General features: G+C 56.8%; 14 protein-coding genes. 8 read left to right on the top strand and 6 right to left on the bottom strand.

Annotated elements, in window-relative coordinates; all coding sequences use genetic code 11:
• Window positions 1-114 precede the first annotated feature (114 nt).
• Both D5261_RS06425 and D5261_RS06420 read right to left on the bottom strand, forming a co-directional pair.
• On the bottom strand, window positions 115-309 hold the full coding sequence (locus tag D5261_RS06425) for a hypothetical protein (protein WP_119324362.1): 195 nt from the start codon (window positions 307-309) through the stop codon (window positions 115-117).
• A 20-nt stretch (window positions 310-329) separates the two neighbouring features.
• Entirely contained in the window at window positions 330-1,205 is an 876-nt protein-coding gene (locus D5261_RS06420; protein WP_125206297.1) for a hypothetical protein, read from the bottom strand.
• Window positions 1,206-1,423: 218 nt separating this feature from the next.
• Between D5261_RS06420 and D5261_RS06415 the strand changes: the two genes are divergently transcribed.
• From D5261_RS06415 to D5261_RS06400, 4 genes are all read left to right on the top strand, one after another.
• Window positions 1,424-1,744, top strand: a complete 321-nt coding sequence (locus D5261_RS06415) for an NADAR family protein (RefSeq protein ID WP_119324364.1) — start codon at window positions 1,424-1,426, stop codon at window positions 1,742-1,744.
• 114 nt (window positions 1,745-1,858) lie between these two features.
• A complete protein-coding gene (locus D5261_RS06410) occupies window positions 1,859-4,033 on the top strand; it encodes an AAA family ATPase (protein ID WP_119324413.1) in 2,175 nt (724 codons plus the stop codon).
• 354 nt (window positions 4,034-4,387) lie between these two features.
• A complete protein-coding gene (locus D5261_RS06405) occupies window positions 4,388-4,666 on the top strand; it encodes a hypothetical protein (protein ID WP_119324365.1) in 279 nt (92 codons plus the stop codon).
• 289 nt (window positions 4,667-4,955) lie between these two features.
• Window positions 4,956-5,975, top strand: a complete 1,020-nt coding sequence (locus tag D5261_RS06400) for an endonuclease/exonuclease/phosphatase family protein (RefSeq protein WP_119324366.1) — start codon at window positions 4,956-4,958, stop codon at window positions 5,973-5,975.
• On the opposite strand, the gene D5261_RS06395 is transcribed toward D5261_RS06400, so the two are convergent.
• The 3 genes from D5261_RS06395 to solA form a co-directional block, all read right to left on the bottom strand.
• Entirely contained in the window at window positions 5,947-6,402 is a 456-nt protein-coding gene (locus D5261_RS06395) for an SRPBCC family protein (RefSeq protein ID WP_119324367.1), read from the bottom strand. The genes D5261_RS06400 and D5261_RS06395 overlap by 29 nt on opposite strands.
• Before the next feature lie 59 nt (window positions 6,403-6,461).
• Window positions 6,462-6,671, bottom strand: a complete 210-nt coding sequence (locus D5261_RS06390; protein WP_119324368.1) for a hypothetical protein — start codon at window positions 6,669-6,671, stop codon at window positions 6,462-6,464.
• A 155-nt stretch (window positions 6,672-6,826) separates the two neighbouring features.
• Window positions 6,827-7,957, bottom strand: a complete 1,131-nt coding sequence (gene solA / locus D5261_RS06385; protein WP_119324369.1) for an N-methyl-L-tryptophan oxidase — start codon at window positions 7,955-7,957, stop codon at window positions 6,827-6,829.
• 155 nt (window positions 7,958-8,112) lie between these two features.
• Between solA and D5261_RS06380 the strand changes: the two genes are divergently transcribed.
• The 3 genes from D5261_RS06380 (at window position 8,113) to D5261_RS06370 (ending at window position 11,268) form a co-directional block, all read left to right on the top strand.
• A complete protein-coding gene (locus D5261_RS06380) occupies window positions 8,113-8,838 on the top strand; it encodes a type II secretion system protein (protein WP_119324370.1) in 726 nt (241 codons plus the stop codon).
• A gap of 160 nt (window positions 8,839-8,998) precedes the next feature.
• A complete protein-coding gene (locus D5261_RS06375; RefSeq protein ID WP_119324371.1) occupies window positions 8,999-9,754 on the top strand; it encodes an ATP-binding cassette domain-containing protein in 756 nt (251 codons plus the stop codon).
• Window positions 9,751-11,268 (top strand): ABC transporter permease/substrate-binding protein, encoded by a 1,518-nt coding sequence (locus D5261_RS06370; RefSeq protein ID WP_119324372.1) that lies wholly within the window; start codon window positions 9,751-9,753, stop codon window positions 11,266-11,268. The genes D5261_RS06375 and D5261_RS06370 overlap by 4 nt, the downstream gene beginning before the upstream one ends.
• A gap of 318 nt (window positions 11,269-11,586) precedes the next feature.
• Here the strand turns inward: D5261_RS06370 and D5261_RS06365 are convergent, their stop codons facing one another.
• Window positions 11,587-12,258, bottom strand: a complete 672-nt coding sequence (locus tag D5261_RS06365) for a TMEM175 family protein (RefSeq protein WP_119324373.1) — start codon at window positions 12,256-12,258, stop codon at window positions 11,587-11,589.
• A gap of 201 nt (window positions 12,259-12,459) precedes the next feature.
• Here D5261_RS06365 and D5261_RS06360 point away from each other — a divergent pair, with 201 nt between their 5' ends.
• Window positions 12,460-14,772, top strand: a complete 2,313-nt coding sequence (locus D5261_RS06360; RefSeq protein WP_165864584.1) for a methyl-accepting chemotaxis protein — start codon at window positions 12,460-12,462, stop codon at window positions 14,770-14,772.
• The last annotated feature ends 278 nt before the right edge of the window (window positions 14,773-15,050 follow it).

Here is a 15,050-nt window from a genome sequence, read left to right as displayed (position 1 = left end):
GTGTTCACCCACACCGTGATAGAGGCGTCCTTCGTCGCCTTATGGATCGTCTTGTGATGGTTATGGCGCTTATAGTGGGAGGTGGCGCGGACTGGGGCGCGGAGCTATCGGTGATTACGGCTCTATATCCCAGGGCTGTTCCCAGGGCTTAAGCTTCCCGTTCTTTAGCAGGAGGGGGTAATAATTGCGCTGCATAGCAAGAAGGTCGGCAACCTTTTCTTTGAGAGGTTTTCTGGCCTGCTTCTTGTGCCACTCTATTTTGGCCGCGAAGATTCGCTCCACATCGGGTGGTAATGTCGACTCAGTCATTTTTCTTCTCCCATGAAACATTATGGCTTACCATTGTTCGCAATGTCATATCCAAGCCAGGTGATCGAAACTATATTAGATCGCTTTATTTCAAACACTGCGCTGCTACGTGAGCCTTGTGGTCGCAACTCGATCACATCTCCATTATCATAAAGCACTTCCACTGGGATGCTCGTGACTACGGGATTTGCATCCTTACTAGGGTCTTTGGGGCCAATTTGATCTGCGGCGCTTAGCAGCACGCCTCTCTGTCTGGGCGAAAGATCAATTCTCTTGACTTCGATCAGTGCAGAACGGGGTGCCATCCCACCGAACTCCTGCGGAATGGCTGGGTATACTAGCTGAGCATACATCGAGACCGCTATGTAGGAAGGAATACATAGAGTCAACCACCAACTAGTTTGCTGCCACCATGGTAGATCGTCTTCGTCCTTATCGCGGAGAACATATGCCTTCCCAACAAACAGGCCAATGAATGTAACAGTGACAATGCTTGAAGCAACTTTAAAGGGTAAATTATTCCCTGGCAGCAGAAAAATTGCTGCAAAGATGCTCACTCCCCATAAGACGGCGCATATAAAAAAGCTCCGAAGACAATGCTTGATAATCGTCCATGCACCAACGACGTGCGGGTTCATCACAGCGCCGATTCTGGCAACGAGGAAACCATACAGCCCCAAGACTATAGGGATCAAGCCTGCGGCTCCATATTGGACTTGAGACACTGATACAAGGCCCAAGTTCCGCGAGTACGCATTGTAAGCCCAAATGAAGAATCCGAGCACGTAGACCAAGCCTGCTCCCACCAGCACCATGTCTCTGGCTGTTGTCGCCTTCTTCGCCCAAACCTCCCAGCCGCTGGTTGGCGCAGCATCTGTGGCAATTTCTTCAGCCATGTAGCCTCCCATCCTGTAAAACGTTCATTCTATATGACACTTGATCTTACAATAAGTTGCAAAAGCCTTTGCGATTTTCATCATCCTAGTAAAGCATTCAAATCCAGAATTGTCATCTCACGAGAATTTTCACATATGCCCCAAATTCGTTTGTCCACACTATCCCCCGCCCCGCCCGCCTGCTGGTAGGATGTACTATCCCTCAGTAGGAGCTGAACATGAGCGACAATCAACCGATCACATCCTTCAGTAGTGAATACGCTTTCCTATCCAACTTCTTCCGCCACTCGATCACGCTCAACGGCGAGACCTACTCTACCAATGAGCATGCCTTCCAAGCGCTCAAGACCTTTGACGCTGCTGAGCGCGCGAAAGTCCGTACTGCCGCCACACCAGCGTCGGCCAAGAGCTTGGGCAAGCGCGTGACTTTGCGCGAAGGATGGGACTCAGTGCGGTTTCAGGTAATGGAGCAGGTTGTGCGGGAGAAATTCTCTGATCCTGAGCTGGCTGAGAAGCTCGTGATTCCTGGAGAATATTAAATCACAATAGAATTTGTAGTCGTACCAAATTTGTTGCTGCAAAGTGGTAAAATAAATTTGGTACAGAACTTGCTATTCGGATTTGCTAATAATTATGATTTAAGGATTACTCAATTGAAACTGACGAAATTCCGAGTCCAAAACTTTCGGTCGGTCGTTGATAGTGGATGGATTGAGACTGAAAACGTCACCGCTCTCATTGGCACTAACGAAAGTGGAAAAACTAACTTACTCACTCCGCTATGGAAGCTAAATCCTGCAAAAGGGGGAGAAATCAATCCTCTTGCTGATTATCCTCGAAAGCGCTTTAATGACATTCGAAATATGGACAAAAAGCCCGTTTTCATTGAGGCTTTGTTTGAATTAGATGACAATTTGGTAAAACAGATTGCGTCTTTAGCAGAAGTCCCCGTCGATCATATCCGTATAGCTAAAGTAACGCGTGATTTCGCTGGTGGTTACACAGTTGGCTTTCCTAATGCCGCTTCCATTCATTTCTTGGAAAAAAAAGAGGTCTATTCTTTAATTAGCGATGCCCGTGACGATATAAGTGCAATCGAGGTCGGTAAATCAGAAGAAGTCTTAAAAGCCTCCATGCTTTCTACTTTGGACACATTGATTGCAGAAATCTCTAGAGGCATCGCCAGTATAACATCTATGGTCCTGAAGAGTTACGCAGAACGCCTCAATACAGTTGACCTAGATGATGGTCTAAAGCGTTCGATGATTGTACCTCGTTTTGGCTTAGTAGTAGATGCAATGAACGAGATGGTGGTGCGTGTTAGTAAACCGACGCCCAGTTCTAATGTTCAAGCACGCGATTTAGTTCGTAAAAATATGCCGACATTTGTATATTATTCGAATTATGGGAATTTAGATTCAGAAATCTATCTACCTCATGTTCTTGACAATATGCAACGAGATGACTTAGGCAGTCGCGAAGAGGCTAAGGCTCGGACATTAAAAGTTTTGTTCGAATTTGTTAAATTGCAACCTAAGGAAATATTAGAATTGGGGAGAGATTCTCCTGTAATAATCACCAAGACTGTAAATCAGGCTAACCAAGCGCTTTCTGAAACTAGAAGTCCTGCTCCATCCGACGAAGAAATTAGAGAGATTGCAGCAAAGAAGAAAGAGCGTGAGGTATTATTGACTTCAGCTTCAGCCGATTTAACAGCCAAATTCAGAGATTGGTGGCGACAAGGAGAATATCGCTTTCGCTTTGATGCTGATGGGGATCATTTTAGAATATGGGTATCTGACGATAAAAGACCAGAAGAGATTGAATTGGAAGGTCGAAGTACAGGATTACAATGGTTCTTAAGTTTTTATTTGACATTTTTAGTTGAGAGTGCTGATGATCATAAAGATGCTATTCTGCTTTTAGATGAACCAGGTCAATCGTTACACCCTTTAGCACAGCGAGATTTGTCGAAGTTTTTTGATAATTTGTCACTTAATAACCAGATTTTGTACACTGCTCATTCACCATTTCTAGTTGATTCTGATCATTTGGATCGTGTTAAAGCCGTATATGTTGATGAAAATGGCGCAACAGTGGTTTCTTCCGATCTGCGCGCAGGTGTAGGTAATAAGGCTCAGTCTAACTCCATTTATCCCGTCAATGCGGCTGTTGGCCTAAGTGTATCTGAAACTATGCTCGAAGGATGCCAACCTATAATTGTTGAAGGTCCTTCAGATCAAGTCTTTTTAAGCGCAATAAAAACATATCTTATTCGTAAAGGACAATTTACTCCGAACCGCGAGACTGTTTTCGTTCCTTCTGGAGGAGTTAGAGGAGTAAGTGCAGTGATGCCAATCCTTGCAGCTAAGACGGAGGTACTGCCATATATTTTGCTTGACTCCGACAAACCTGGAGAGGATATGGCTAAAAATTTAAAAAGCCACGCATACCAGGGCCAGAGTGAGCGCGTAATTATGGTCAGTGACATTATAGGCGTGGCTGGCGCTGAAATCGAAGATTTATTTTCTATAGATTTGATTGCGCCTATCGTTGACCGACTTCTAAGAGGTCACCAAGACGAAGATTTTTCTGCTAGTGCAAAAAAAGGCGAGCCCATAATTCCCCAGATAGAAGCATATGCAAAACAGCATAATATTCAATTACCTCTTGGATGGAAAGTTGATCTCGCTAAGAGGGTAAAGTTACGTATACTGGCTGACAAAAATCCTTATGAAGCAGACACTCAGACACTCCTGCGATGGAAATTGTTATTCGAAAAATTTATGCATCCTAATGAAAATGGCAATCTCGAATCGGCGATCTAATCCGATTTGAAGAGATTAGCTTTACTAGTATAAAATCCTCGTGATGGCGGACGAACATTAGAAGGTTGTCTGAGGATGTTATGGCTTCGCTATCTTAGGAGAACTGAGCATTTTAACTGAGATTTAAGTGTCCATTCGCTAGATCGTCGGATTTAAATCTATTATGGTAGTGAGCACCGACCAGCATCTCTCCAGTGAGGACATAGATTCTATGTCCTCAACGTGATCCCATCGACAGTTGCTGCTGAGCTTCAGATAAACGGATTGTAGCCTAACACCTGCTACTTTTGCTTACTCGTCCGATTCAAGGTAAGATAAAGTAGATGCGCCGCCGTAGAAGCAGTGAGGTAAAAAATGAAGCATGAATCGAGTAAGAAGTATGACCTATTGGTCAAATGTGCCGAGCAAATCCATGCAGATGTCAAAGTATTAGTTCAATCGGGCTTTGGGGAAACCCATGTGACAAATAATACCATACAGTTCTTCAACCAAATGGTTGAAGAAACGCTTACTGTCGTTCCTGAGGCATTATTGCACAAATTTCCGAGCGCTGCGCCTGAGACGGAATACTATGATTTGTTGACGATGACTGGTCAACTTGGCATGATACTCCTGATTGCTAAAAACGAGTAGCTTAGACTTCTGCCCTGTGGAAATTCCACAGGGCAGAAGTCTAAGCAATGGGCGGATTCCACACTGGCGGCGCAGATCGGGATCAACACGGAATTACCTTTTCCACGCTACTTTGCGATTAGCCGAAAAAGCCCCAGTGGGCCAGCGGTCTTCGATCGGTTAATCCTACTATAACACAAATATGTTTCCAAATTCGTTCCATGGAACCCCGCACACTGCTTGCTCGGTATCCATAGCAGAACACAGTGGCCGGAAACTGCGGCGCCGCTGTGCGAACTGAGCCACTCATATGCCGCTTTCGAAGAGATCTGGACGAACGGTTCTTGGGGGATTGAGCGTCTTATCGCTCGCGTGTCTCCTTTTGATCGCGATTGTCTTTCATGATGGAGATGAGGCGTACTGGCCGGTCGCGCTCGCCGTCAGCCTGCCGCCGATTGTGTATGCCTTCCCTTCCCTCGTTTTATTAGTCGCTTCCGGGATCACGCGCAATCGCCGGCTGATTGCCCTTAACGGCGCCGCTTTGCTGCTGGCCGCCGGGCCGCTGATGGGTCTCCACTGGCGCTGGTCGACGCCGCCGGCGCGCGGACGGGCCGTGCGGGTGATGACCTGGAATGTGGAGAAGTGGTCGCATGGGCCGGACGCCGTAGCGCGCGGGGTGCGGGCGCAGCATCCGGATATCGTCTGTTTTCAGGAGGCGGGGGATTACTTCTACGTTTCGGGGCCGCAGGGCGCGGGGCTGATCGCGGACTTGCCGGAGTATCATTTCGTGCGCGCGGGCGAGATCATCGTCGCGTCGCGCTGGCCCGTCCGCAAGCTCGCCGAAGCGCCGCTGCCGCCGGGGCAGGCGACTCGGCCCGCGCTCTGCGTATCCGTGGACATCGGCGGACGCCCCTGCACCGTGGTCGCCGTGCATCTGCTGCCGTCGGAGCTGGAGCGCCATCTGATCCATGCCTGCATTCCCCTCGATGCTTATGCGCGCCGATTCGCGGCGATGCGGCGCGGGCAGGACGACGCCTTGCTCCCCGTGATGCGCGCCTTGCCCGGTCCCAAGATCCTCTGCGGGGACTTCAACGCCCAGCCGCCCGCCACCAGCTGCCGCCGGCTGACAGACATCTATCCCGACGCCTTTGAAGCCGCCGGACGCGGCTATGGATACACGCTTAAGGCAACCACGCCCGTAGAGCGCATCGATCATATTCTGACCAGCCGCGATCTCACCGTCCGAAACTGCTGGGTCCCAAGTCTCATCGCCTCCGACCACCGCGCCGTCGTCGCCGATGTCACTCTCCCGACTCCGCGATCTTTTTGAGCGCCTGGTTGCGGCGTTCGATCAGCCGCGTCATATAGCGCTCCAGAAAGAGAATGTCGGCGAGACGGCCGAGAGGCCCCAGGGGCGCGGTGTAGTCGATGGTGTCGCGCATGAGCGCGCCAAAAGATTGCGGCTCGAAGTCGTGAGTGTGGCGCAGCGAGGCGAACGCGCCCTGGAGCATTTCGTCGACAAAACGGCGCGGAGGGTTAAATTCGGTGATCTTCGCGACGAGGCGCTGGCGGACGCCGAAGTGGACGGCGTGGAACGTGACGGTGTCGCCGAGGGTAAGCAGCGGAGATTCGCCGTCGGAGGCGGCGACTTCCTGGGTGTGAGCCAGCGTGCGGCTGTGGACGGAGATATCGCGGGCGAGATCGAAGACTCGCTCGATCGGGGCGGCGATCGGTGTGATGAATTGCAGTCGGGGCATCGCGGCGTCTCCTTCAGAGAGTGTACCTGCTGTGAAGGAGACGCGCGGCGCCGACGATCTTAGATGCGAAGGTCGACATTCTGCCCGAGATTGGGCGTCAGCATCGCCAGCATCTGGCTTGCCTGCGATTTTTCACTGTCGAGCGCTTTAGAAACCGCCATGACGGCCTGAACATCCGTCGCGCCATCCGAGGCGGAGCTGCCCGAAGCGGCGTCGCTCAGGGCGTACAAATTGGCGGCGCTTGTGGCGCTGGTTTGCGAGATTGCCATGGAAATCCATCTCCCGAAAGTATCTTCTGACTCCATTATCGGCAGAGCGCTCGCCCGGCTTTACCCACATTTTTACCGGGTTTTGAGAATCAAAAACGCCCTCGAATTCGGATTTGAATTCGGGGGCGTTGCCGGGTTTGCGTCCGTCAAAAACGTTATACGGCGGCTTGAAAGCGGTTCAGCGCGAACCGGGAGATATCGCGCGGGTAAGCGCCGCCAGTCGCAAGCTCCGCCGCGATCTTGCCCAGCAGCACGGTAAACTTGAAGCCGTGTCCCGAGCAGCCGCTCACCATCCAGGCGTTCGAGACGCTGGGGATGCGGTCAAGGATGAAGTCTTCGTCGGGCGTCACGGTGTAGAGGCAGGTGGCGGAGTAGGTGGCGTGGCTGGAGACGCCCTGGAAGCGGCCGGCGGCGTACGCCGCGATCTCGGCCAGATACTTGGGGGAAACGTTGCGCTGCGGACGATCCGGATCCGCCGTGGGGCCGAAGGCGTGGGACGCGAGCTTGATTCCGGAAATGCGCCCGTCATTCGGGAAACCGTAATAAGACTCGGCGGAGCCCGCGTCGATCCATACCGGAAATTTGGCCGGCGTATAGTTCTGCGGATCCCCATTCGTCTCCAGATAGACGAACTGCTGACGGGTGGGGCGCAGCGGGAGCTGGAAGCCGCGCAGCAGCGATCCCATCCAGGCGCCGGCCGTCACGATGGCGCGGTCGAACCACTCGGCGTCGCCCGCTTCGGTCCAGAGCACCACGCCGTCCGCGTGCGGGGTGATCTTGCGGACCGGCGTCTCATCGCGCAGCTCCGCGCCCAGCTCCTTCGCCAGCCGCACATTGGCGGCGACGCAGCGCGCGGCGCGCAAAAATCCCGCATCCTTCTGGTAAATGGCGACTTCACCGGCGCGCAGTTTGAAGGCGGGATACCGTTCGGCCAGATCCGAAGCCGTCAATGTCTCGTAAGACAGCCCATGCTTCTCCAGCGCCTGGATCGACGCCGCCACATCCGGATGGTCCGGCGGGCCGAGCATCAAGCTCCCCGTTTCCACGAGCAGCTCCTCGCCGGCGTCCGACTCCAGTTGTTTCCAAAGCGGGTAAGCATCGCCCATAAGCTCTGTGTACAGCGAATCGGCGTACGCATGCCGGATGATCCGCGATTCGCCATGCGAGCTGCCCCGATCGTGCCCGACCTGAAACTGCTCGAAGCCAATCACCTCATGTCCTGCCTGCGCCAGGAAGCGCATAGCCGCGCTTCCCGTCCCCCCTACGCCAATCACTGCGACTTTCATTACGGTCCCTCACGATTTGTTAGTAAAAGGATACCAGAGAACGGGAGGTCTCCGGCGGAATCGGCGGAAAATAGCTGTGGAACATCGCGTTCCGGGTGGAAAAGAGTGATATAATTCTCTGAGACGCATTTTTTACGAAAAGAGAAGGAAGTGTCATGCCTGCTCGAATTCCTACGCTTCGAAATCTCCGAAACGGATTTACGCTGATCGAGCTCCTCGTCGTGATAGCCATCATCGCGATTCTCGCGGCAATCCTCTTTCCCGTCTTTGCGAAGGCGCGCGAGAAGGCCCGGCAGATCTCCTGCGCCAGTAATCTTCGCCAGCTCGGCCTGGCGGCCATGCAGTATATCCAGGACAATGACGAGATCCTTCCAGGCGCGGCGTACTCATTCAGCGGAGGCGGCGTGATCGGCGGATGGATGTATTACCAAACCTATTCCGCGACGCCGACGCCTAACCAATACGATCCAACGCTGGGAAGTCTTTATCCCTACGTCAAGAGCCAGGGCGTATTTGTCTGTCCGGATGATGCCGGCGGGCAGCTCTCGCGAGACAGCTACGCGATTAACTCTTGTGTGGACGCGGGGACACAGATAGGCAATGTTTTCCCCGGTAAGAGCGTAGCGGCGTTTGACGACGTGTCTTCGTTCCTGCTGTTCGGGGAGGAAGCCTATCCCAACGGAACTGGAAACTCGGACACACAGACAACCGATGACGCCTATTTGCTTTATCCCGTGAGCACGAACCCAATCTCCACGCGTCACACGGCAGGCTCGAACTGCGTATTTGTGGACGGTCACGTCAAATGGTGTCGGACCGATCAATTGGCGGCGCGCCACCTTCAAACCGGCGGCGTGGATACGGGCGGCGCGTGTCCGTAATTGCCGCCGCCCTCGCTGGACAATAGATCTTAAAATATACATCGAATTTGATATACATTGAAAAAGATGTATATCGGATTCGATGTATATTTCTCAATATGGTTTCCTCAATTCGGGTACACTTTTGGCGCTGAATGCTGATCGCGATCGCCGAGGCCCTATGATCTCCGTCGAAAACGTCTCCAAATCCTACAAATCGCAGACCGCGCTTGCGGCGACCACGTTACAGTTCGATCCGGCGTCCACCACGGTGCTGATCGGGCCGAGCGGGTGCGGGAAGTCGACGCTTCTCAGAATCATCGTCGGACTGGTCACGCCGGATGCGGGGAGCGTGGCGGTGGAAGGGGAGCGGCTGACGGCGGCGAATGTGGAGGCGATGCGGCATCGGATCGGGTATGTGATCCAGGATGGCGGACTCTTTCCACATCTGACGGCTGAGGGAAACGTGACGCTGCTGGCGAAGTTTCTGCGCAAGCCTGCTTCGGAGATCGAAAAGCGGGTGGGGCAGCTGTGCGAGATCGTGCAGCTGCCGCGTGAGGCGCTGGGGCGGTTTCCTTCGGAGCTGTCGGGCGGACAGCGGCAGCGGGTCGGCCTGATGCGGGCGCTGATGCTGGATCCGCCGGCCCTGCTGCTGGATGAGCCGCTGGGCGCCCTGGATCCAATCACGCGCAATGAACTGCAAGGGGAGCTGAAATCGATCTTCGCGCGCCTGGGCAAAACCGTCGTGCTCGTGACGCATGACATGGGCGAGGCGGCGTACCTGGCGGACCGAATCGTCTTGATGCGCGCCGGCCGGATCGTGCAGCAAGGGACGCTGGCCGATCTCATCGAGCGCCCTGCCGACCCCTATGTGACCGAGTTTATCCGCGCGCAGCGCTCGCCGCTGCCGGCCCTCCCGGAGACTGCCGCCCCATGACACGCTTCCTCGCCGCCCTCGCGCTTCTTTTCACTCTCGCCTCCTCGGCCGCCGCCGACAATTCGCTGACGGTCGGCTCCAAGCGATTTACAGAATCTTACGTCCTGGCGGAGATCGTCAAGCAAGTGGCGAACCAGACGGGAGAGGCGAAGGCGGAGCACAAACAGGGACTGGGCAATACGGGAATCGTTTTCGCGGCGCTCAAGAGCGGGGCGATCGATGTCTATCCGGAGTATACGGGGACGATCTCGCAGGAGCTGCTCAAGGAAAAAGACGCCGTCGATCTGGTGGCGATGAAGTCGAAACTGGCCGGGCAGGGGCTGGATGTCGATATCCCGCTGGGATTCAATGATACCTATGCGCTGGCGATGCGCGACGACCAAGCTCAGAAGCTTGGGATCAAGAGCATGTCCGATCTCGCCAAGCATCCCGAACTACACTATGGATTGTCGCCCGAGTTTCTGAAGCGCGCCGACGGCTGGCCGGGAGTCGCCAAGGTTTACGGCGTCTCGGCGACGCCGCAAGGAATCGACCACGGTCTCGCCTATGAAGCGATCGCGCAGGGGCAGATCGACGTCATGGATATCTACTCCACGGACGCCAAGATCGAAAAGTATCATCTGCGCGTGCTCGACGACGATCAGAAGTTCTTCCCGGCCTACGACGCCGTTTTGCTTTATCGCCGCGATCTGCCGGCCCGGCTTCCGAAGACCTGGGCGGCGCTGGAAAGCTTGAAAGGCAAGATCACGGCGGCGCAGATGGTGGGAATGAACGCGGATGTGGAGCTGCGCGGCAAGACCTTCGCCCAGGTCGCGCAGGAGTTCATCGCGCACAATCTTCGCGGGGGCGCGCCTGTTGCCGCAGGCTCGGACGCGCCGCAGAGTTTCTGGGGGCGCCTTTTTGGCGGCGACTTCTGGACGCTGACGGCGCAGCACCTCTGGCTGGTCTTCGGCTCGCTTCTGCTCGCCGTCCTGGTCGGCGTCCCGCTGGGCGTCTGGGCGGCGCGCGCCCCGGCCGCCTCCGGGCCGATCCTGACCGTCGTCGGCGTCATCCAGACGATCCCGTCGCTGGCCCTCTTGATCTTCCTGCTCACTCTCTTTCACGCCATCGGCAATCCGCCGGCGCTCGCGGCCCTCTTCCTCTACTCCTTGCTGCCGATCGTGCGCAACACCTACACGGGACTGACGGACATCGCCCCCGCGCTGCGCGAATCGGCGGTCGCCCTCGGCCTGCCGGCCGGCGCGCGGCTTCGCCTGATCGAGCTGCCGCTGGCCTCGCGCGCCATCCTCGCGGGCATCAAAACCTCCGCCGTCATCAATGTCGGAACCGCCACCATCGCCGCGCTCATCGGCGCCGGCGGCTACGGCGAACGCATCGTCTCCGGCCTCGCCGTCAACGACACCGCCGTCCTCCTCACCGGCGCCATCCCCGCCGCCCTGCTCGCCCTTCTCGTCCAGGGCGCCTTCGACCTTTTGGACCGCTTCATCACCCCGGCGGGGCTGCGGCCCCGCTAAATTCTCATCTCATATGGCTTTGCACCAAGCGTAAGATGCCCCCCGGCCCCTGTGGAGGCCGGGGAAGGGTAGGTTTTTCGCGTACCGGGCAATAAATTACCTGGCTGGGGGCGCTTCGCATTAAGGCCCCCGCAATAAATTACGGGGCTGGGGGCGCTTCGCGCCGACCGTCCGTCCCGGACGGAAGAGTGCAATCGTATGCGGTTCTTTGTCTTCCGTCCGGGACGGACGGTCGGCGCGAAGCGCCCCCAGCCCCGTATTTCAATGCGGGGTCGGAAAAACCTACCCCTATGAGCCCTGTGGGGGCCGGGGGGCATCTTACCCCTCCGACTCTTCTTCTTTAATCTCCCGATATACCGGCCGCTTCGGCGGCGCCAGATACAAGAGCGTCAGGCCGACCGCTACTCCCAGGCCGTATTTGGGGTTGATCAGCGAGGCGATCAGCGCCAATAAATAAAGGCCCGTGGAGAGGATGTACTGGCCCGTCATATAATTCACGAATGACGGCGTCAGCCGCTTGTCGATCAGGCGGTAGCCTTTGCTGGCGTACAGCCACATCAGCATCCAGGAAAGCGCCGGGAGCAGCAGGCCGAAGGTGTAAAACGCCACCGCCGTCCTTTCATCCGCCGCGTTTTGCATGTGTTTGGCGAGCACAGAAGTGGGAAACGGCAGAAACGAGACGCACATCAAAAAGAAGACGTTCAGCAGATTGAAAACGTGGTTGGTCCTTTTGTAGAGCTTGAAGACGAAGTGGTGGTTCGCCCAGTAAATCCCCACAATCACGAAGCTGAGGATATAGGCGAAGTACGATGGCCACAGCGAGCGCAGGGAGGCGGCCAGGTCGAAATGATGACCGGCGCTGTCTTCCGGCACGCGCAGCTCCAGGATGAGCAGGGTGATGGCGATGGCGAACACGCCGTCGCTGAACGCCTCGATGCGCTGGGTGGACATATCGAAACCGTCGGAGGCGTGCGTGCGGCGTAAAAGCATCGATCAGATATCCTTAATCTTTTCTCGTTTCATGGACGGTCGGAGGTTTATTGCTCCATAGTACCTTGCGGGGAACGGGGACACAGAGAGGAATTTTTCATATATTTTTCTGAGGCGCCCTGAGGTTTTTCCGGGGAGATGACGACAATCATACTCGGAATAATCGACGAAATCAAACGTCGCAAAACTCGCAGGATCACCATGAAAAACTTTGCCCCCAAGACAATCGCTCAAAAACTTTGCCTGTGGATCGCCCTCGCCACCTGTACGGTGCTGACCGTGACCTCCTGGGTCAGCTACGCGACAAGCCGCAATGCGCTGGAGCGCCAGACCGACGCGCAGGCGACGATACAGGCGGAATCCGCCGCGCAGGGCGTCGACTCCATGATCGCCCAGGCCAGCATCATGGCGCGAGCGATCGGATCGCGCCAGGAAGTGACGGGCGTCGAGTCGATGAAGACTCTGGTTCCTCTGTTCGCGAAGATCCTGGAAAATACGCCGAAAGACCAGGCTTACGACGCCTATGTCGCCTTCGACGCGATCAAGTATACCGACCCCAACTCCGTTCCGATCGTCACCCGGACCTCGTGGCCCAACGCCGGTCCGAACGCCAGCTACGATTTTCACGCGCCCGATCAGGATTGGTACGCCGGCCCGAAATCCACCGGTCAGCCGTATGTCACCGAGCCATACTTCGACGACGGCGCCACGAATGTCTCCATGGTCAGCTGTACGTATCCCATCTTTGACGCGCGCCACAAATTCTTTGGCGTTTCCGGCGTCGATATGACGCTCGATGGGATCCAGCAGAGCATCGCCGGCGTCCGCCTTCTGAAAGACCCGCAGTATAAAGACAGCGAGTATACGTTCCTTGTCAGCAAGGGCGGACTTGTCGTCGCGCACCCCAAAACCGACCTGCTGCCGCACAAGGGCTATAAGGGAGAGAAGATCGACCACCTCGCCGACGGCAAGCTGACTCTGAGCTCCGCGTCCGGCGTCGCGGTGGCGACGCTGAACGGCGACGCGCGCCGTATCTACTGGGCGACCGCGCCGGTGACGGGCTGGAAGGTCGTGATCAACGTCTCCCAGAGCGCCGTGATGGCGCCGCTCGCCGTGCTGCGCAACCGGGCGCTGCTGCTGAGCGCCCTGTCCGTCTTGCTGATGGTCTTCGTGGTTTTTGTAATCGCGACGAAGATGATGCGGCCCCTGGAGACGCTGTCGAATGCGGCCGAAGGATTGGCGCAAGGCGACGTCGATCAGAAAATCACCGTCAATTCGAAGGACGAGATCGGCGCGATCGCCGATGCGCTTCGCTCCGTGATCCAATATCAGTCGGAAATGGCGGACGCCGCTCATCGGATCGCCCATAAGGACCTCAGCGCCATTGTGACGCCGAAGTCGGACCGCGACGCGCTGGGATGCGCGTTTGCCCAGATGACGTCGAACCTGCGTGAGCTGGCCGGCGACTTGCAGGCGGCGGCCCTCGGCGTCACCTCCGCCTCGCAGTCCCTTGCGAACTCCTCGCGCCAGGTCGGCGCGACCGCCGACGGCGTCAGCGCTACGATGAGCGAAGTCGCGCAGGCGACCGACCAATCGGCGCGCGGCGCTTCGGAAGTGGCGCAGGGCGCCGCGAACCAGGCTCGTTCGATCGCCGAAGGCGCGTCGCTGGTCAATCAGCTCGGCGCCGCCGTCCGTAACGTCAGCCAGGACGCCGGAGAAGCGACCCGCGCGGCGGCCGACGCCACCAAAGCCGCCGGCAACGGCGCGCTGGCGGTTTCGCAGACAGTCGCGGGAATGCTCGCCATCCGTCAGACGATCACGGAAAGCGCCGCCGTGGTTGGTTCCCTGGAGCAGTCCTCGGAGAAGATCGGCGGTATCGTACAAACCATCGAACAGATCGCGGAGCAGACGAACTTGCTGGCCCTGAACGCCGCCATCGAAGCGGCCCGCGCCGGCGAGGCGGGGCGCGGCTTCGCGGTGGTCGCCGACGAAGTCCGCAAACTGGCCGAACGCTCCAGCGCCGCTACCCGCGAGATCGGCGGCCTGATCGCCGATGTCCAGACCCGCACGCGCCAAGCGGTCGCCTCCATGCAGCATGGCGCCCGCGATGTCGAAAGCGGTTCCGACCTGGCCGAAGAAGCCGGCGCGGCGCTGGCGCGCATTCAGGACGTCGTGCGCACCGTGACCGAGCGCGTCGAGGGCATCGCCTCCGCCGCCGCGCAGATCCACGAATCGTCCGAAGCCGTCTCCCGCTCCATCACCGAAGTCGCCGCCGTCGTCGAGCAAAGCAGCGCCGCCGCCGAGGAGATGTCCGCCTCCGCCGAGGAAGTGTCCGCCTCCATCCAAACGGTCGCCGGCACAACCGCCCAGCAAAACGCCGCCGTCGCCGAACTGGCTCTGTCCGCACAGGACCTCGCCGGCATCGCGCAATCACTCGAAGCGGTCGTCCGCCAGTTCCAATTGGAAGGCGAGGGGAATGGTTCTCCGAAGCTGACGATGGTGCGCGCGGCGTAGGCCCTCACCCTCGGTCCCTCTCCCCCTTCGGCTTCGCCTGGGAGAGGGATGTCCAAGCTCACAAGGGTAGGTTTTTCGCGTACCGGGCAATAAATTACCCGGCTGGGGGCGCTTCGCGCCGACCGTCCGTACCGGACGGAAGAGAGTTTGCGACTGCGTTTCTCAATTCTTCCGTCCGTACCGGACGGTCGGCGCGAAGCGCCCCCAGCCCCGTATTTCAATGCGAGGGCAGAGCATAATTTATTGCGGAGTCGGAAAAAACCTACCCCCGTGAAGGA

It is taken from the genome of Capsulimonas corticalis, from assembly GCF_003574315.2.
Classification (GTDB): domain Bacteria; phylum Armatimonadota; class Armatimonadia; order Armatimonadales; family Capsulimonadaceae; genus Capsulimonas; species Capsulimonas corticalis.
Note: the sequence above shows the minus strand (reverse complement) of the source record. Positions and strands in the feature narration are given on the sequence as shown.